General features: G+C 59.6%; 19 protein-coding genes. 14 read left to right on the top strand and 5 right to left on the bottom strand.

Going from position 1 to position 19,068, the window contains the following annotated elements; all coding sequences use genetic code 11:
* The 6 genes from scpA to NWQ23_RS04825 all read left to right on the top strand — a co-directional run.
* Window positions 1-1,845, top strand: a 1,845-nt coding sequence (gene scpA, locus NWQ23_RS04850; RefSeq protein ID WP_306165123.1) for a methylmalonyl-CoA mutase, incomplete at its 5' end; no start/stop codon positions are given.
* 129 nt (window positions 1,846-1,974) lie between these two features.
* A complete protein-coding gene (locus NWQ23_RS04845; RefSeq protein ID WP_306165122.1) occupies window positions 1,975-2,586 on the top strand; it encodes a VOC family protein in 612 nt (203 codons plus the stop codon).
* A complete protein-coding gene (locus NWQ23_RS04840) occupies window positions 2,583-3,050 on the top strand; it encodes a GNAT family N-acetyltransferase (RefSeq protein ID WP_306165121.1) in 468 nt (155 codons plus the stop codon). Before NWQ23_RS04845 ends, NWQ23_RS04840 begins: the two co-directional genes overlap by 4 nt.
* An 11-nt stretch (window positions 3,051-3,061) precedes the next feature.
* Window positions 3,062-3,742 (top strand): TerB family tellurite resistance protein, encoded by a 681-nt coding sequence (locus NWQ23_RS04835; RefSeq protein WP_306165120.1) that lies wholly within the window; start codon window positions 3,062-3,064, stop codon window positions 3,740-3,742.
* The gene (locus tag NWQ23_RS04830; protein ID WP_306165119.1) at window positions 3,739-4,737 is read left to right on the top strand and encodes an endonuclease/exonuclease/phosphatase family protein; all 999 of its coding nucleotides are present in this window, start codon (window positions 3,739-3,741) and stop codon (window positions 4,735-4,737) included. The genes NWQ23_RS04835 and NWQ23_RS04830 overlap by 4 nt, the downstream gene beginning before the upstream one ends.
* A 36-nt stretch (window positions 4,738-4,773) precedes the next feature.
* A complete protein-coding gene (locus NWQ23_RS04825; protein WP_306165118.1) occupies window positions 4,774-5,151 on the top strand; it encodes an AAA+ family ATPase in 378 nt (125 codons plus the stop codon).
* A gap of 21 nt (window positions 5,152-5,172) precedes the next feature.
* On the opposite strand, the gene NWQ23_RS04820 is transcribed toward NWQ23_RS04825, so the two are convergent.
* From NWQ23_RS04820 to NWQ23_RS04800, 5 genes are all read right to left on the bottom strand, one after another.
* Window positions 5,173-6,234, bottom strand: coding sequence for a PP2C family serine/threonine-protein phosphatase (locus tag NWQ23_RS04820; protein WP_306165117.1), 1,062 nt, complete (start codon window positions 6,232-6,234; stop codon window positions 5,173-5,175).
* A 281-nt stretch (window positions 6,235-6,515) separates the two neighbouring features.
* Window positions 6,516-8,093, bottom strand: a complete 1,578-nt coding sequence (locus NWQ23_RS04815) for a Ppx/GppA family phosphatase (RefSeq protein ID WP_306165116.1) — start codon at window positions 8,091-8,093, stop codon at window positions 6,516-6,518.
* A gap of 35 nt (window positions 8,094-8,128) precedes the next feature.
* A complete protein-coding gene (locus tag NWQ23_RS04810) occupies window positions 8,129-10,297 on the bottom strand; it encodes an RNA degradosome polyphosphate kinase (RefSeq protein WP_306165115.1) in 2,169 nt (722 codons plus the stop codon).
* Between the two features lie 50 nt (window positions 10,298-10,347).
* Window positions 10,348-11,007 (bottom strand): DnaA ATPase domain-containing protein, encoded by a 660-nt coding sequence (locus NWQ23_RS04805; RefSeq protein WP_306165114.1) that lies wholly within the window; start codon window positions 11,005-11,007, stop codon window positions 10,348-10,350.
* Complete coding sequence (locus tag NWQ23_RS04800; protein WP_306165113.1) at window positions 11,008-12,111, bottom strand: AI-2E family transporter; 1,104 nt, start codon at window positions 12,109-12,111, stop codon at window positions 11,008-11,010. It lies immediately after the preceding gene.
* A gap of 146 nt (window positions 12,112-12,257) precedes the next feature.
* On the opposite strand from NWQ23_RS04800, the gene proS reads away from it, so the two are divergent.
* The 8 genes from proS to NWQ23_RS04760 all read left to right on the top strand — a co-directional run bounded on the left by proS (window position 12,258) and on the right by NWQ23_RS04760 (window position 19,068).
* The gene (proS, locus tag NWQ23_RS04795) at window positions 12,258-13,598 is read left to right on the top strand and encodes a proline--tRNA ligase (protein WP_306165112.1); all 1,341 of its coding nucleotides are present in this window, start codon (window positions 12,258-12,260) and stop codon (window positions 13,596-13,598) included.
* On the top strand, window positions 13,595-14,167 hold the full coding sequence (locus NWQ23_RS04790; RefSeq protein ID WP_306165111.1) for a peroxiredoxin: 573 nt from the start codon (window positions 13,595-13,597) through the stop codon (window positions 14,165-14,167). Before proS ends, NWQ23_RS04790 begins: the two co-directional genes overlap by 4 nt.
* Window positions 14,168-14,272: 105 nt before the next feature.
* Entirely contained in the window at window positions 14,273-14,881 is a 609-nt protein-coding gene (locus NWQ23_RS04785; RefSeq protein ID WP_306165110.1) for a DUF2937 family protein, read from the top strand.
* 88 nt (window positions 14,882-14,969) lie between these two features.
* Complete coding sequence (locus tag NWQ23_RS04780; RefSeq protein ID WP_306165109.1) at window positions 14,970-16,235, top strand: ABC transporter permease; 1,266 nt, start codon at window positions 14,970-14,972, stop codon at window positions 16,233-16,235.
* Window positions 16,228-16,911, top strand: coding sequence for an ABC transporter ATP-binding protein (locus tag NWQ23_RS04775; RefSeq protein ID WP_306165108.1), 684 nt, complete (start codon window positions 16,228-16,230; stop codon window positions 16,909-16,911). The genes NWQ23_RS04780 and NWQ23_RS04775 overlap by 8 nt, the downstream gene beginning before the upstream one ends.
* On the top strand, window positions 16,908-17,882 hold the full coding sequence (locus NWQ23_RS04770; protein WP_306165107.1) for an Ldh family oxidoreductase: 975 nt from the start codon (window positions 16,908-16,910) through the stop codon (window positions 17,880-17,882). Before NWQ23_RS04775 ends, NWQ23_RS04770 begins: the two co-directional genes overlap by 4 nt.
* Window positions 17,883-17,947: 65 nt before the next feature.
* A complete protein-coding gene (locus NWQ23_RS04765; RefSeq protein ID WP_306165106.1) occupies window positions 17,948-18,331 on the top strand; it encodes a cytochrome c in 384 nt (127 codons plus the stop codon).
* Between the two features lie 95 nt (window positions 18,332-18,426).
* Window positions 18,427-19,068 (top strand): DUF3047 domain-containing protein, encoded by a 642-nt coding sequence (locus NWQ23_RS04760; RefSeq protein ID WP_306165105.1) that lies wholly within the window; start codon window positions 18,427-18,429, stop codon window positions 19,066-19,068.

Raw genomic sequence — 19,068 nt, 5'->3', positions numbered from 1 at the left:
GCAGGGCAGCAGGGCGTGTCGGTCGCCTTCGATCTGGCGACCCATCGCGGTTATGACAGCGACCACCCAAGGGTCGAGGGCGATGTCGGCAAGGCGGGCGTGGCGATTGATAGCGTCGAGGATATGAAGATCCTGTTCGACGGCATCCCGCTGGATCAGGTTTCGGTTTCGATGACGATGAACGGCGCGGTTATCCCGATCCTCGCCAATTTCATCGTCGCCGGAGAAGAGCAGGGGCATCCCCGCTCGGTGCTGTCCGGGACGATCCAGAACGATATCCTCAAGGAATTCATGGTGCGGAATACCTACGTCTATCCGCCCGAACCTTCGATGCGGATCATCGCCGATATCATCGAGTATACGACCGCCGAGATGCCGAAATTCAACTCGATCAGTATCAGCGGCTACCACATGCAAGAGGCTGGCGCGAACCTTGTGCAGGAACTGGCCTATACGCTGGCGGACGGGCGCGAATATGTGCGCACCGCCATCGCGCGCGGCATGGATGTGGATCAGTTTGCCGGACGGCTCAGTTTCTTTTTCGCCATCGGCATGAACTTCTTTATGGAAGCCGCCAAACTGCGTGCCGCCCGCCTGCTCTGGTCGCGGATCATGGCAGAGTTTGAACCCAAAGACCCCAAGTCATCGATGCTGCGGACCCATTGCCAGACATCCGGTGTCAGCTTGCAAGAACAGGACCCTTACAACAACGTGATCCGCACCGCATACGAGGCGATGAGCGCGGTTCTGGGCGGCACGCAATCGCTGCACACCAATGCGCTGGACGAAGCGATTGCCCTGCCCACCGAATTCAGCGCGCGCATCGCCCGCAACACGCAGTTGATCCTGCAAGAAGAGACGGGCGTGACCCATGTGGTCGATCCGCTGGCAGGGTCCTACTATGTCGAAAGCCTGACGCATGAGTTGGCCGAAAAGGCATGGGCCCTGATCGAAGAGGTCGAAGAGATGGGCGGGATGACCAAGGCCGTTGCCTCTGGCATGCCCAAGCTGCGGATCGAGGAAACCGCCGCCAAGCGGCAGGCGGCGATTGATCGCGGCACCGAAGTGATCGTTGGCGTCAACAAGTATCGCAAGGACAAGGAAGACCCGATCGATATTCTTGATATCGACAATAACGCCGTGCGCGAAGGTCAGATCAAGCGGCTGACCGCCACCAAGGCCGCCCGCGATCCCGCTGCCTGTGATGCGGCATTGGCCGAAGTTACGCGCCGCGCCACCGAGGGCGGCAACCTTTTGGAGGCCGCAATCGCAGCATCGCGCCAGCGCGCCACAGTCGGAGAAATCAGTATGGCCATGGAAAAAGCATTTGGACGGCACCGCGCCGAAGTGAAAACCTTGGCGGGTGTCTATGGCGCCGCTTACGAAGGCGATGAGGGTTTCGCGGCCATTCAGGCCAGCGTCGAAGCCTTTGCCGAGGAAGAAGGGCGCAGGCCGCGCATGCTGGTCGTCAAGATGGGCCAGGACGGGCACGACCGGGGGGCCAAAGTGATCGCGACAGCCTTCGCCGATATCGGCTTTGACGTGGACGTAGGCCCCTTGTTCCAGACCCCCGCAGAGGCCGCGCAGGATGCCATCGACAACGATGTGCATGTGATCGGGATCAGCAGCCAAGCGGCAGGGCACAAGACGCTTGCCCCCAAACTGGTGCAAGCGCTGAAGGATGCGGGAGCAGACGATATCCTGGTCATTTGCGGCGGCGTGATCCCGCAGCAGGACTATCAGTTCCTTTATGACAACGGGGTCAAGGCGATCTTTGGTCCCGGCACCAATATCCCCAAAGCCGCCAACGATATCCTTGGCTTGATCCGCGCGGCACGCAGCTAGTTTCTTTCGAGCTTAAATATCCCCGCCGGAGGCTCCGGGGCCCGCAGCAGGGGGCAAAGCTGCAAGATGATCTCTTCACCTTGCGGCGCAAAACTGCTTTGCTCAGCATGACGGATCAAAAGGTGCCCCATGCTTGTACTCGATCATCTGGCCGTGGCCTGCGAAACGCTGTCGGAAGGGACCGCTTGGGTCGAAGCGCAGCTTGGCGTGCCGCTGCAAAAGGGCGGACAGCATCCGCGTTATGGCACGCATAACACGCTGCTGGGGCTGGCGGACGGGCTTTATTTCGAAGTGATCGCAAAAGAACCGGGGGCGGTGCCCGAGGCTGGCCATTGCTGGTTCGGGCTGGATGCCTTCACGGGGCCACCCCGACTGGCCAACTGGATTTGCCGGACGGATGATCTGGCGGCAGAACTGGCAATAGCACCCCCATCCGCAGGGCCGCCGCGCGCGCTGACCCGAGGCGATCTGTCTTGGCAGATCACTGTCCCCGATGACGGCAGCTTGCCTTATGGTGGCGGTTTTCCGACGCTGATCCAATGGGCAGAAGGCACCCGCCACCCTGCGACACGCTTGCCCGATAGCGGCTGCAGGCTCATCGGGTTCGAGGTCACGCATCCAGAGGCGCAAGCGCTTGCAGGTATGATGGACTTGGCTGACCCTCGGGTGACGCTCCGGACCGGCCCGTTCAGCCTGCGTGCAACTTTCGACACCCCCCATGGCCCGCGTGTGCTGGAATGATCCGGCCTGCCACACCGCAGGATGCGCCGCAGATTGCCGCGATCTGGAACCATGCGATCCGCGAGACAACGATCACCTTTAATCCGGTCGAAAAATCGGCGGCAGAGGTGGCAGAGCTGACCGCCCGCGCCTGTCTTGTCTGGGAGGAGGCAGGGCGCGTCTTGGGCTTTGCCCGTTATTTCCAGTTTCGGGGTGGTGAGGGCTACCGCTATACGGTCGAGCATACGATCATGCTGCACGCCGATGGGCATGGTCAGGGCGGAGGGCGTCAGCTCATGACCGCCCTTTGTGCCGATGCCAAGGCGGCTGGCATGCATACGATGTTTGCCGGATGCAGCGCCGAAAACCCCGGCGCTGTGGCCTTTCATGCCAGAATGGGCTTTCAAGAGGTTGCAAGACTGCCCGAAGTCGGGTTCAAGTTTGGCCGTTGGATTGATTTGGTTTTGATGCAAAAGACGCTTTGAAGGACGGACATATGTCGATTTGGACCCGCATGGCCGAGGCAATCGCCGCACTCGCCAAGGGCGAGGGACTGTCTGCCGTTTTTGAAAAGCTGCGGGCGACGCCGGACCGGACTGTAGCCTTCGCCATCGCCGTGATCGCGCTTGGTGCCAAGATGGCCAAGGCCGATGGCACTGTCACCAAGGACGAGGTCGTGGCGTTCCGCGAGGTTTTCGTTCTGCCCCGCGCAGAAGAGGCCAATGCCGCCCGTGTCTTTAACCTCGCGCGGCAGGACGTCGCGGGGTATGACCTTTATGCCCGCCGCATCAAGGCGATGTATGGTGATGATGACGCTCCTTTGTGCGATCTGCTGGAAGGTCTGTTCCACATCGCCATGGCCGATGGGGTCTATCACCCAAAAGAGGATGATTTCCTGCACAACGTCGCCACGATTTTCGGCTTTGACGAACGCCGTTTTCGCACGATCCGGGCGCAGTTCGTGGCCGAGGCCGACCGCGACCCCTATGACGTTCTGGGTGTTGATCCTGATGCCCCGATGGAAGAGGTGCGTGCCGCCTGGCGCGCTCTGGTCCGCGAAACCCATCCCGATCGCATGATGGCGCGCGGCGTCCCCGAAGAGGCTGTGAAACTGGCCGAGCGCCGCTTGGTCGCGATCAACCGTGCGTGGGAAGATATCCAAGGCGCAGGCGGGTGAGAATTGCCACCTATAATGTCGAATGGTTCGACGGTCTTTTTGACCGCAAGGGCAGATTGTTCGACGACGGCAGATGGTCCGGTCGCTGGGATGTGACGACGGCCCAGCAGACAGAAGGCCTTGGCATCGTCTTTTCCGCGTTGGATGCCGATGCGGTGATGATCATCGAGGCCCCTGACAGTAGCCTGCGCCGTGACGGGCGTGTGGCCTTGCGCAATTTTGCCGAACGGTATGGCCTGCGCGCGCGCGAGGCGATCACGGGCTTCACCAACGATACCCAGCAAGAGATCGCGCTGCTTTATGATCCTGATGTGGTGGATGCGGTGCATGACCCCAAGGGCGATGACGCCGTGCCTGCCTTCAATTCCCAGATCGAAATGGATGTGGATATCGACAGCCACCCCGAACCTATCCGCTGGTCCAAGCCGCCGCTCGAAGTGGCTATGAGAACCCCCAACGGCCCGCTGCGCCTGATCGGGGTTCATGCCAAATCCAAAGCACCCCACAGCGCGCGCAACAATGCCGAGGCCATTCGCAACGCGATCCAAAACAGACGCAAACAACTGGCCCAATGTATTTGGCTGCGCAAACGTGTAACCCAGCACCTCGAAGCCGGCGACGACCTGATCGTTCTGGGCGATTTCAACGATGGACCGGGGCTGGACGAATATGAAAGCCTGTTCGGGCGCTCAAGCATCGAGATCGTCTTGGGAGAAGGCGAGGCGATCCGCATGTTTGATCCGCATGCGCAGATGGCGCTGGGCCGCCGTGTGGGGGCCATGCCGACCACCGCGCGGTTCAAGCGCAAAGGGCAGCCCTATCTGCAGGCCTTGCTGGACTATGTGATGGTGTCCCCGGGTCTGCGGGACAAAGATCCTCGGTGGCAAATCTGGCATCCTTTCGACCATCCGGACTGCTACGCGGATCAGACCCTGCGCGAGGCACTCTTGCTCGCCTCCGACCACTTCCCTGTCGTGCTTGATATTAACCTATGAATTGAAATTCACAGCCGGCGTTCCTATCTATCGGTCATGAAACAGATCGCCGTTCTTACACTTGCCCTTGGATTGACTGTCGCACCCGCCATCGCGCAGGAGCAAAGCGAGACTGAAGTCGACGATGGCTTCAGCCTTATGGAAGAAGGCGCGCGTATGCTGATGCGTGGCCTGATGGCCGAGATGGAACCGGCAATCGACGAATTGCGCGATAGCTTCGAAGAGATGGGGCCAGCCTTTGCAGAGTTCGCCCGGTCAGTCGGGCCCGCTTTCGCCGAACTGCTCAACCAGGTCGATGATTTCCGCAACTATGAGCCGCCAGAGTTCATGCCCAACGGCGACATCATCATCCGACGCAAGCCCGCCGCTCCCCTCTGGGAGCCGGACCCCGAAACCGGCGAAATCGAACTATAGGCGCGCGATACCGTCGTGCTATCAGTCAGCTGCGGTGGTTTGACCCCGATACCAAAGGTTTTCCCGTTTTGGTGAAATAGGCGTGATATCAGACAGGATCTCTGGCTGAACGCCTTCCACGTCACCTGATGTGCCTTCGAACGATATTGTATTCGATTGCACCAGCTTAACGGTTCTTTTCGTTGGCTGGATGGCCGTAACCTCGACGGTGTCTTCTTCATCATCGGCGGTGGCAAGGACTGGCAGATCATCGGCATCAATCGCGTCGGACTGTTCGGACCCTGCGCTCAATTTGATGACGACAATCGCTGTATTGTCCTGATCGGGATCTTCAAGCTGGCGAACCTCGTTCAGAAGTGCGTTGGCAATATCAACCGCCTTGTCATTCTGGGCGCGCTTCAAGGTTCTTGCAATGACGCTATTCGACAGGAATTGCAGGCCATCACTGGCCGCGATGACGATGTCATCGGGAAGCAGCGCGATTGGCCGGGTGGGGCAGTCAATTCTTTCGATCTTGCCACCGGATATCGCCGAGGTCAGTGTATTGCGGTCAGGATGATCGCGACCGACCTCTTCGGACATCGCACCCGTTTTGACCATCATGTCAATCTGCGGGGCCATTGAATGGTCTTTGTTCAACTGCCGCAAAGCGCCGTGGCGGAACAAAAGAAGAGGCGAGTCGCCGATAGATACCCAATAAAGTTTGTCGCGGCGAATGACCGTCGCTAGCAAGGTTGATCCCATACCATAAGTCTCGTCATGGGATTCGATATGGTCGGTCACGCGCTTGTTTGCGGCTTCGGCGGCGTCTTGCAGCGTCGCGGGAATGTTGACGTTGCCTTCCTCAAGCAACTTCTCTTTCATCTTGAGTTGCGCGAATGTCTCGGACATCACGAGGGTACTTGCGAGGCTCCCTGAATTGTGCCCGCCCATACCATCTGCCAGAACCGCAAAACCTGTCCGCTGACCAAGAGGAAAGCTTGAAACGAGACTGTCTTCCTGGTTGTTTCGGGCACCTTTGAAAGCAACGGTCGCTACATCAAAGTCGAGTGCTTCAACATGCACTGATTTACTGTCTAACATCACTGAACTTCACCTAAGTCATACGGTTACAAATAACGCTCGATTTCATAATACAGCCTAATTGACGCTGCTGATAAGTAGAAAGCTAGCAGATTGTGGCTGAAATTCGACTTTTGTCTGTCAGAATGGCGTTTGTTCATATTGAGTTCATCTAAATTGCGTTTTGGCCGGAATTTTTGGAAACAATATTGATAATAAAACGTGCATTGTTGATAAGTTCAGGCGCGCGTATCTTGGTCCAAGACACATCGCAGACACAATTCAGGGGGCAGATTCGTGCGCTATTCGGTGGTTCGATTCGCTTTACCGGCGGACTGGACGAATTGCACATCGCCCGTTGCATCCAGCGCCAGCACCAGCGCCGCAAAGCGCGCTTCGGCCACTTCCCCGAACAGCGGGCGCGCGTGCTCTGTCAGTCGCAAGGTCAGTTCGCGGGTCTTTGGTTTCCATTTGAGGGCGCCGGGCTGTTCATCTGCTGTCAACCAGAGCATCGCACCCAGCCGCATGGCTTTGCCCAAAATCTCTGCTTCTTTGATCTGTGCCTCATCCAGCATTGCAAAAAGCGGTGTAAAACGCGAGTTTGCGGGTTTGCTTGAATAGCGGTTCATCAGGGCCAGACCTAACAACACCCGTTCATAGTGCTTCAGCCCCCCCAGATTGGCGCGCGTCGCGTTGTCGAAAGTCACTTCCGCGCGATAATCGGGATGCGCGCGCCAGCTGACATCATGCAACAGGCAGGCCGCCTTGATGATCCGTTTGCGCTGCCAGTTGGCCCTTGGAAACAGAGGCTTTACAAAATCATAAAGGACGCGGCCAAAGCCCGGCAGGCGCGCATCTTTCGCTTCGACAAAGCGGCACGCCTCGATCAGGGGGTCCCGTTCGCGCAATTCGCGTGGCATTTGTTCATAAAGCATCCCTTCGCGGATGCCGTAGGACGACACGGCCACGTCCTTTGGCTTGAAGGTGCGCATCAGTTCTTTGAGGACGATAGAGGCCAGCGGCACCAGTGACATCCGGCTGTCCGAGATATTGCACCGGTTGCGGAGATCCTGCAGGTCAGACTTGTGGATATACTCGGCTGTCTTTGATATCTGGCGCGCTGACATGCGATATTCATGCAGCACTGTGAGCGGATAGGCCCGCCGTTCCATATCGACCCGCGCAATGGCACGCCATGAGCCGCCGACAAGGAACAGGCGCATACCCGTTTCAAAACCCATCTCTTCGTGCAGTTGCGCCATCGTTTCGCGCACATAGGCTTTGACGGCCTTCCTGCCGCCTTTGATTTCCATCAGCTTGAGCGGGCCAAGCGCCGAGGTCACACGTTGCCCCACGCGCCCGTCTGCAAGGTCGGCAAGTTCCATCGACGACCCGCCGATGTCACAGACCAGCCCGTAGCTTCCGGGCCAACCCAGCAGAACCCCTTGGGCGGACAGGCGCGCCTCTTCCTTGCCGTCGATGATCCACAGCTTGATACCGGTTTCGCGCAAGACCTCTTCACGAAACGCCTGACCGTCGGACGCTTCGCGCACGGCGGCAGTGGCCACGGCTGTCAACGGCAAGATCCCCATGCCCTCTGCAAGGGCTGCAAACCGCCGGATTGCGGACAGCGCGCGCACGCGCCCTTCGGGGTTCAGATGTCCGGTTTGGGTCAGCCCCGCGCCCAAAGCACACATGATCTTTTCGTTGTAGAAATAGGCTGGCGAACGGGCCGCCCCGTCAAATACCACCAGACGCACAGAGTTGGAGCCCACGTCGATCACACCCACCCGGCTGAGCCCTTTTGCGGCGGCATCATCAAACAGCGGGCGACCAAACGGCCCCCAGTCGATTGTCTGTGGTTCTTGTGTTTGTGTCATGCGGTCCCCGGGCGGCTTGCGTCCGAAGGTATCAATCAATCATCGGTATGGGTCAACTGCGGAACGTCCGATGCCCCCGCCGACCCGCGCCCCGAGAGCGACGGATTTTCCATAAAGAAGCGGTGGCAGTTGAATGCAAATGCGCCTTCTTCGATGGTCGCGCGGGTAAAGCTGCCGTCGGCGGCCATGACCCAGCTTTGCGCAACGTCAGCCATGTTTGCTGCCATGACCTGACTGACAATCTGTGCCTTGACTGTCGCGTTCTTAATCTCGACCAGCGTTTCAACGCGCCGGTTCAGGTTGCGCCCCATCCAGTCTGCCGAACTGATATAGACCTTTGCCTTTTTCGAAGGCAGGTCGCTGCCATTGCCGAAACACACGATCCGCGAGTGTTCCAGGAACCGCCCGACAATGGATTTCACGCGGATATTCTCGGACAGCCCTTTGACCCCGGGTCGCAGCCCGCAAATGCCGCGCACCACAAGGCTGATCTTTACGCCTGCCTGACTTGCCGCATAAAGCGCGTCGATCACGTCCTCTTCGATCAGCGAATTCATCTTGGCCCAGATCATCGCAGGTTTGCCCGCTTGCGCGTTTTCGGCCTCTGCCGCGATCCGGTCCAGCAGCGTTTGCTTGAGCGTGAGCGGCGAGATGCACAGGCTCTCGAGCCCTTCGGGCTGCGCATAGCCGGACAGATAGTTGAAGACCTTGGTCGCGTCCCGTCCCAACTTTGCGTCACAGGTAAACAGGCTCAGATCGGTATAGATCCGCGCTGTGATCGGGTGATAATTGCCGGTGCCGAAATGGGTGTAGGTTACCAGTTTGTCGTCCTCGCGCCGGACGACGGTGCTGATCTTGGCGTGGGTCTTGTATTTCAGAAAGCCATAAACCACATGCGCGCCCGCACGCTCCAGCCGCCGCGACTGGCGGATGTTTGCGGCCTCGTCAAAGCGGGCCTTGAGTTCGACCAAGGCCGTCACGGATTTGCCGTCTTCGGCGGCTTCGCAAAGAGCTTCGACAATCGGTGATTTCTTGGAGGTCCGGTAAAGTGTTTGCTTGATCGCCACGACATTTGGGTCACGTGCTGCCTGGGTCAAAAAGCGCACGACCATGTCGAAGGTCTCATACGGGTGGTGCAGCAGCATGTCCTTTTGCTTGATCGCTGCGAACATGTCGCCATCGTGGTCCTGCACGCGTTCCGGCACGCGCGGCGAAAAGGGAGGCCAAAGCAGATCGGGGCGGTTTTCCAGCACCAGTTCACCAAGGTCGGCAATCCCGATCAGGCCATCGACCTCGACCACGGTTTCTTCGGTCACGTGCAATTCGGACATGATGAGTGTCTTGAGCGCACTTGGCGCATTGGCCGAGAGCTTCAGGCGCACAACTTCGCCGCGCCGCCGCCGCTTGAGCGCGGTCTCGAATTCGCGCACCAGATCTTCGGCCTCTTCTTCGAGTTCCAGATCACTGTCGCGCAGGACCTTGAAGGCGCAATTGCCCTTGATCCTGTAGCCCGGAAACAGCCGGGTGATATTCAGCAACAGCAGTTCTTCCAGCGGCAAAAAGCGCTGGCCGGTGTCCGAGGGGACCACCACGAAACGGTCGATCTGTGCAGGGACCGGCAAGAGGGAACGGAGTTGCCGTTTGTCACTGGGCCGTTCCAGTTGCAGCGCAAGGGCAAAGCCTTCGTTGGGCAGGAATGGAAACGGGTGTGCGGGGTCGATGGCGAGGGGTGAAAGGACCGGAAAAACCTGATCGATAAAGACATCTTCGAGATAGGTGACATCTTCTTGGGTCAGTTCATCGCGGGTCAGAATATGGATGTCCTGTGCGGCCATTTCGGCATGCAGGGTCACAAACACCTCTTGCTGCCGTGTCATCAACCTGCGCGCGTCGGCGTCGATCAGGACAAGCTGTTCGGCGGGGCTCAGGCCATCTAGCCCGGGTGTTGTGTTGCCGGCATTGGCCAGCTCGCGCAGGCCCGCGACGCGGACTGTGTAGAATTCGTCCAGATTTGTGGCCGAGATCGACAGGAACCGCAGCCGTTCCAGCAGCGGCACTCGCGGGTTTTCCGCCTCTTCCAGCACGCGCCAGTTAAAGCCCAGCCAGCTGAGTTCTCGGTTCACGAAGCGCGCAGGCGTTTCGAGGTCGATGTCGAGCGTCGAAGGGGCCGGATAGTCCCCGTCAAGGAAATCTGCGTTGGTCATGGGGCCTTTTGTACCGCCTTTGTTGCGGTTCTATGACAAGTATTGCGGTGTCAGCTTGCCTTGTCCAGCAGGTCGGCAGCCAGTGCTTTGTTAATCTTGCGCCCCTCCGCCAAAGCAGCAGCGTCCAGCCTTGCGACGATGTCGGCGGCTGCGGCAAAGGAACGTTCGATCCTTTTGGCAAGGTAACCGACCAGATCGGCCTTTGGTATGATCTGGCGGTCTGCAAAAAGCTTCATGATCAGCGCAGACAGCAGGGCGTCATCGGGGTTGGCGATCTGTGTGACGGTCGCAGCCTGCATCCGGCTTGCGAGATCGGGCAATGTGATCGGCCAGCGGCTGGGCGGTGTTTCGGCGGTCAGCAAGAGTGTCCCGCCGGTGCTGCGCAAATGGTTGTGCAGGTGGAACAGCGCCTCTTCCGCGCTTTGCGGCAGCTGCTCCATATCCTCGATGATGACGGTTTGTGCAGGTGTCCGGAAATCAGCGGGCAGATCGGCCGCTGCCAGCAACACCCCATCGTTTTGCGACAGGAATATGCCTGCCAGATGGCTTTTCCCGCAGCCTTTTGGCCCGGTCAGGACCAGCTTGCGCTCTGGCCATGTGTCGGGGGCGCAAAGCATCGCATAGGCCTGTGCATTCGCCTCTGACACAAAGAAATCATCAGGCCCAAGCGCGACACCAGTCGGCCAGTCGAATGCAAGCTGGTTTGCCATTTAGTCGCCCTTGGACTGGCCGCGATACAGCAAACTGTCTTTGTAGCGCCCCAAGGCATAGCGGGTGACCACGCCGATCACCGCTGCAATCGGCACAGCAACCAGCATACCCACGAAGCCGAAAAGCGATCCAAAGACCGAGAGTGCAAAAAGCAGCCAGACAGGGTGAAGGCCCACAGAGCCTCCTACCAGTTTGGGCGTGAGGATATTGCCTTCAAGAAACTGCCCCAGACCAAAGATCCCCGCCACGATCCCGATCCGCAGCCAGTTGGTCGCGTAAGACACCGTATCACCGTCCGCTAGCTCGACCGAGCCCCAGAACTGGAACAGCGCCAGACCAACGGCCAGAATACCGCCCACAAGCGCGCCTACATAGGGAATGAAAGTAATCAGCCCGGCGATAAAGCCCACGATCAGGCCAAAATTCAGCCCCGCCAGCATCAGGGCTACCGCATAGTAGGTGCCCAAGATCAGGCAGACCGTACCTTGCCCGCGAATGAACGATGCGAGGGTCGCATCAATATCGCGCGCCAGCGTGCGGATCGTTTCAACATGATCGCGCGGGAGCATATCGTCGATCTTGGCGGTCATATTGTCCCAATCAAGCAGCATGTAGATGGTCACGACAGGCACGACGACCAGCAGGACGAGAATATTGATCAGGCCAAGCGCCGAAGTCAGGATTCCGTTGACCAACTCGCCGCCTTTGGACTGGATGGTTTCACCGATCGCCAGGAGTTGCTGGCGGATCGTGCTATCGGCATCCATCAGTTGGGGAAAGCGGTCGGTCAGGCCGGCCTGCAAGCGGCCAAACAGCTCTGGCGCGGTGTTGATCAACGATGAAGTCTGTTGGATCAGCGTCGGAATAACGAGCAAGATCAGCAGGATAAAGATAAGTGCGGCCACAAGCGAGATGATCGCGACCGAAGCGACCCTGCTGCATCCTGCGCGCTGCAACCTGTCCGCTATCGGATCAAGGCAATAGGCAATGGCCCCGCCCAAGACGAAAGGCAGGATCACATCGCCCAGAAACCACAAGGTCACCAGAAAGACGGCCGTCGCGATACCCCAGTATTTTGCTTGTTCTCTGACAGGAAGTGCCATTGGTCATCCAAAATTGTTTGCCCATTAGATGCGTCATGGCGACCCTTCGTGCAAGTGCAGCGGGCAAATTAGCACTCAGGGTGCTTGCGGGGCAGGATTGTGCGGATTAAACCCACGTCAACAGATTTGCCAAGAAAGTCAAACCGATGCGCATGAGCCGCTATTTCCTGCCCGTTCTCAAAGAAACGCCCCGAGAGGCGCAGATCGTCAGCCACCGTTACATGTTGCAGGCGGGGATGATCAAACAGGCTTCTGCCGGGATCTATTCGTGGTTGCCGCTGGGTTTCAAAGTGCTGCGCAAGATCGAAGATATCGTGCACGAAGAACAGGCCCGCGCGGGCCATCTGGCGATGCTGATGCCCACGATCCAATCCGCTGACCTATGGCGCGAAAGCGGGCGCTATGACGCTTACGGCGAAGAAATGCTGCGCATCAAGGACCGTGGCGGGCGCGAGATGCTCTTTACCCCCACCGCCGAGGAATTGGTCACGGATATCTTCCGCGCCCATGTCACCAGCTACAAGGACCTGCCGCTGACGCTCTACCAGATCCAGTGGAAGTTCCGCGACGAGGTCCGTCCCCGCTTTGGCGTGATGCGCGGCCGCGAGTTTTATATGAAAGACGGCTATAACTTCGACCTGACCAAGGAAGATGCGCTGCACGCGTATAACCGCCATCTGGTCAGCTATCTGCGCACCTACGAACGCATGGGCCTGCAAGCGATCCCGATGCGCGCTGACTCTGGCCCGATTGGGGGCGACGACACCCACGAGTTCCTTGTGCTGGCAGAGACTGGCGAGTCAGAGGTTTTCTATGACAGCGAGATCACCGATCTGAAATTCGGTGACCGCGCGATTGACTATCATGACAAAGCTGCCTGTCAGGCTGTGCTCGAGGAATTCACGTCGCGCTACGCCCGCACCGATGAAACCCACGACGAGGCGCTTTTCAACGCGATCCCCGAAGAACGCCGCCGTACCGCGCGCGGGATTGAAGTGGGCCAGATTTTCTATTTCGGCACCAAGTATTCCGATGCGATGGGTGCGCTGGTCGATGACGGCAAGGGTGGCAAAGTCCCTGTCCACATGGGGAGCCACGGCATTGGCGTGTCCCGCCTTTTGGGCGCGATCATCGAGGCAAGCCATGACGAAAAGGGCATCATCTGGCCCGAAGGTGTCACGCCTTTCCATTGCGGGATCGTGAACCTCAAAACCGGCGATACCGAGGCGGATGCGGCTTGCGAGGCGCTTTATGCCTCCCTGACAGCGCTGGGCCTGGAGCCGCTTTATGACGACCGCGATGAGCGGGCAGGGGCCAAGTTCGGCACAATGGACATGATCGGCCTGCCGTGGCGGATCACTGTTGGGCCGCGCGGCTTGAAGAATGGGGTGGTTGAACTGACCTGCCGCCGCAGCGGCGAAAGTGAAGAACTGCCGCCCGAGGACGCCATTGCCCGGATCGCCAAGATTTACGAAGGTATCGCATGAGCCTGACAGCGGTCGATTGGTCCGTGATCCCGTCGCCTGTCGATGACGGCAAGGCGGATCATCTGGTGGGGGTTTCTCTGCCAAAGGTGACTTTGGCTGCGACGCAAGGTCCTGCGGTTACACTCGACACCCTGAAAGGGATTACCGTCATCTATGTCTATCCGATGACAGGCCGCCCCGACCGTGATCTGCCGGAAGGCTGGAACGATATCCCCGGCGCGCGCGGCTGCACGCCGCAGTCCTGTTCTTTCCGCGACCACGCCGCCGAACTGCGCGAACTGGGGGTGGCGCAACTCTTTGGCGTGTCCACGCAGGACACGGCCTATCAAACCGAGGCAGCGGCGCGTTTGCATCTGCCCTTTGCGCTTTTGTCGGACGCAGATCAGGCCCTGGGCAAAGCGCTCGACCTGCCGGGCATGGAAGTGGAAGGCGCCTATCTGCACAAACGCCTGACCATGATCGCCAAGGACGGGGTGATCGCCAAGGTGTTCTATCCGGTGTTTCCACCCGATCAGGATGCCCAGAATGTCATCGATTGGCTGCGCGCGGACGCGGAAGGGCGCGCATAGCCACGGAGGCCCGTTAACACGCGCCCGATTTGCTGCTATGAGACTCGCAAAACAAAATGTCACGAGGCAGCAGATGACAACGAATGATAGCGCGAGGGCTCTGGCATGATCAGAGCGCTTTGTTTGATTGGTGGCCTGACAGGGGCTGCCGGTCTGTCCCAATATCCCGAATTTTCCCAGCAATATATGCAGCGCCTTGGCGGGCAGGTTGATGAATTGACCCGTCAGGTCAAGGATTTCGATGACACCGCTTTGGCCGATGGTCTGGGCCGTGAAGAGATGTTGGAAGCGATGGCCGCAACGCCTTTGGTTGAAAGCCAAGTCGAACTTTGGCGGCGTACCTTTGCCCGCCATGCACGGCTGAGCGAAAACCTGATGATCCTGCGCGAGGCCACACCCATCGAGAGGCTGACCTTGCCACACCGCATGGCAGATGCCGCGACGGTGCAGGCGGTCTGGGCGGACTTCACACCCGCGATGCCGCTGAGCGTGGCTGGTGCGGCCTCTGCTGGAACCGGTTTTCTGGGTGGCTGGGCCGCGCTTGCGGCCCTTATGGCGCTGATCACCTTGCCGTTCAAACGCAGCAAACCTCCCAAACGCAAGGAAGCCAAGCGGCGCGAACCTGCGTTGAAGATGGATCCGCCTGTCGCGCGCCCGACGCTTGTGGCCGAAACGCCAAGCCATCTGCCCCGCTTGGCGGGGGTGCAAAGATAGGCCAAGCTTTGTCAGTTTGGCGGCTGTCACCGCTTGACCATTGCGCCATACCGCCCCACGTTGCGCCCAAAGTCTTGCAGGAGCAGTCATGGCCACGGTGAAAACCACACGCCCCTTTGCCAAATTCGAATGGATGATCGCCTGGCGCTATATCCGCGCCAAGCGCGCCGAAGGTGGCGTGAGCGTGATGACTTGGATCAGCCTGATCGGCGTGACGCTGGCCGTTTTTGCCCTGATCGCGACACTGGCCGTGCGGTCGGGGTTTCGCGCCGAATTTATCGACACGATTGCGGGGGCCAATGCCCATGTCACCGTCGTTCAACCCCGCGCGGTGATCGAAGACTACGAAGAGATGGCCGACCGTATTCGCGCGGTTGAGGGTGTTGTTTCCGTTGCCCCCCTTATTCGGGGGCAAGCGATGGCCTCCGGTTCTGGCCAGATCGGTTTGGCCGATATCTATGGCATCCGTCTGGAAGACCTCAAAGGCTCGGATGCGATTGTGCAAAGCGAACGCACCTTGGGCAATATCGACGATTTGCCGCGTGGCATCGCGGTCGGGTCTGCGTTGGCGTCCAATCTGGGGCTGGGGATCGGGGACCGGATCGAGCTGACGACCCGTTCAGGGGCCGCGACCCCGATGGGGCAATCCACACGGCGCAATGCCTACGAGGTCGTCTATATCTTCTCGACCGGACGCTTCCAGATTGACGAGGTCCGTGTCTATCTGCCCTTCGATGTGGCGCAATCCATCCTGAACCGCGACGGCGTGGCCGATGAACTGGAAATCCGGCTGGATGATCTCAACCGGTCCGAAGAACTGAAGCAGCCCATCGCCAATGCCGCTGGTGCGGGTATCTGGGCCTATAGCTGGCAAGACCGCGTGGGCCGTTTTCTGCGTGCACTGACGATCGAGGACAATGTGATGTTCATCATCCTGTCGATCCTCGTGCTGGTGGCCTCCATGAACATCATCAGCGGCTTGATTATGCTGGTCAAAAACAAAGGCCGCGATGTGGGTATCCTGCGCACGATGGGCCTGACCGAAGGGTCGATCCTGCGGATTTTCTTTATCTGCGGCGCGGGGATCGGCACCATTGGCACAGCACTTGGCGTGATCCTTGGGTGTCTGTTTGCGATCTACATCGACCAGATTTTCAGTTTGGTGAACTATGTCTCTGGCGGTGGGGTTTGGGACCCGTCGATCAGAGGCATCTATAACGTCCCCGCCGAACTGCGGTTGGTGGATGTGGTCAAGGCGATGTCGCTGTCCTTGGGTCTGTCATGGATCATCACGATCTTTCCAGCCCGCCGTGCCGCCCGCATGAACCCGGTCGAGGCGCTGCGCTATGAGTGAATTCACCCTGTCCGTCACCGACCTGACCAAAACCTACAAAGCAGGCCAGCCCGGCGAAGTGCGCGTGCTGCAAGGGGTATCCCTGAACGTGGCCCCGGGCGAGGTTGTGGCCTTGGTCGCGCCCTCTGGTGCGGGCAAATCGACTTTGCTGCATATCGCGGGCCTTTTGGACACGCCTGACAGCGGGACGGTTGAGATCGAAGGCACGGATATGACCAATCTGCCGGATCGCAAGCGCACGGCTGTGCGTCGGTCCTCTGTCGGGTTTATCTATCAGTTCCATCACCTGCTGCCGGAGTTTTCGGCGCTGGAAAATATCGTCCTGCCGCAACTGGCCAATGGGGTGTCTGACAAAGCGGCCCAAGCGCGTGCCATGTCTTTGCTGGACCGCGTGGGTATTGCCGATCGCGCGTCGCACCGCCCTGCGGCCTTGTCGGGTGGCGAACAACAGCGCGTTGCCTTTTGCCGTGCCTTGGCGAATGAACCCGCACTTTTGCTGGCGGATGAACCGACCGGCAACCTTGACCCCGAAACATCGGACCGCGTGTTTGATACGCTGATGGCGCTGGTCCGTGACACCGGTTTGGCGGCTGTGATCGCGACCCATAACCTAGAACTGGCGGCACGGATGGACCGGCAAGTGCGGTTGCATGCGGGCGTCTTGGAGACCCTATGAAGATTGCAGTCACCCAGATCGAAGCGCAAAGCCGCAAGGCCTTGCTGGCCCATGGCGCCGGGCAGTTGCAGGCGGCAGCGGTCGCCAAAGCGGTCGCGCGCGCCGAAGCTTTGGGCAATGTGATCTGCGGCCTTTACTATCTGGAAAGCTATTGCACGCAGCTCGCCTCGGGCCGCGTGAACGGCACGGTCGCCCCAATCGTCACCCGCCCCCGCGCCAGCGCTGTTCTGGCCGATGCACAATTCGGTTTCGCGCAACCCGCCTTTGATGCGGGGCTGCCAGAGGCGGTAGCCGCAGCCCTTGAAAACGGGGTCGCGACCCTTGCCGTGGCCCATGCGCATACCTGCACGTCGCTGGGGTATTTCACCGAACAGATCGCGGCGGCAGGTTTGATCGGGATCGGCTTTACCAATGCGTCGCCCGTTGTGGCCCCGCCCGGTGGCAACAAGGCGGTGATCGGCACCAACCCGATTGCCATGACAGTGCCGGGCGATGATGGCCCCGCAATGCATTTCGATTTTTCCACCTCTGCCGTGGCCTTGGGCAAGATCACGATGGCCAAAGCGGCAGGCATGCCGATCCCGTTGGGGTGGGCGGTTGATGCGACAGGTCAGCCCACGACGGACCCCGAAGCGGCGCTGAAAGGCGCGCTGGTCAGTGCCGGCGGTTACAAAGGCTGGGGTTTTGGCCTGATGGCGGAATTGCTGGCCGCGGGCATGACCGGATCGGTCAACTCTCTGGATGTTGCAGGGCTGAAACTGCCAGACGGCAAGCCGCATGATCTGGGCCAGTTCTATATCCTGCTGGACCCCGGCACTTATCATGACGGGTTCGCAGACCGGTTTGCGCGGGTGGCCGAGGCTGTCGCGGCGCAAGAGGGCGCGCGCATCCCCGGTGCGGACCGGCGAGCGATGACGGAAGTGGATGTGCCGGATGCGCTTTGGGATCTGGTGCAGGGATTGGCGGGCTGACCTGATTTGGATCATGGCCCTTGCCGCGATCCCCTGCTAGCCTGTCCAAAACAAGGAGGCATCGCATGCGTTATCTGGTGATTTTGGCGGCTCTCGGGCTTGCCGCTTGCGTCGAAGAACAGATCGACGGACCCACGGCCTTTCAGGAAAACTGCGCCAGTTGCCACGGCGCGGATGCGACCGGCGGCGGACCTGCGGCGCGCGATCTGGCTGTGGCCCCGCCCGATCTGACAATGATCGCGGCACGCAATGGCGGGACGTTCCCCACCGACCGCGTGATGAGCACGATCGACGGTTTGGACCGCGGCGCGCACTTTAGTGCGGCCATGCCGGAATTCGGTGCCGGTGATATGGGAGAGACAGTCATTGTCGAAGAGGACGGGCTGGGCACTCCTGTGCCGATGAAGTTACTTGTCCTGACCCAGTACATCGAAAGCATACAGCGGTAACCTTGCCTGACAATCGCGTGAAAACGCGCGTTGTCCGATGCTTATGTGCAAAGAGTGGCGTAGGTCTGGCATCACTGTTCTCAAAGGATGCTTTCATGCGCTTTGTCTTTTCGACCATTCTTGCCATCGTCGTGGCGGCCCCTGTTGTGGCTGGTCCCGTCAGCTTTGCCGATGGCTGGCGTGAACAGCGGCTGTCGCTGTTCAGCTCGAACGATTACACATTCGGGCAGGCCCTTGGGCTGGTTTCTGAGGGGGCTGTGTCGATTGCCTGGGCGCGGGTGGCGCAAGCGGATTGGAACAGCACCGGCGCATCATGGAACTGGCGGGTCGATCAGTCCGTCCCCGCAACCGATCTGAGCCTGAAAGGCGGGGATGATCGCAATATCTCGCTCTATTTCGTGTTCGTGCCGCAAAGCATTGCACCCAGTCTGCAAGACGCAGGGATTCGCGCCCTTCTGGGCAACGATGACGTGCGGATCATCCAATACGCTTGGGGCGGCAACCATGCGCGGGGGCAGGTGATCCCGTCACCCTATGCGCCACCCGGTCAAGGGGTGACGATTGCGCTGCGGCAGGCAGGCACCGGGGTCTTCAGTGAAAATGTTGATCTTGTGGCGGATTACGCCCGCGCGTTTGGTGGTGAACAGGGCGCCTTGGTGGGCCTTGCGGTATCTGGCGACAGCGATGACACCGACAGCGTGATCCGCGCCGCGATTGGCAGCCTGACCCTGCGGTAG

The sequence above is a fragment of the Yoonia sp. genome (genome assembly GCF_030731595.1).
Classification (GTDB): Bacteria; Pseudomonadota; Alphaproteobacteria; order Rhodobacterales; family Rhodobacteraceae; genus Yoonia.
Note: the sequence above shows the minus strand (reverse complement) of the source record. Positions and strands in the feature narration are given on the sequence as shown.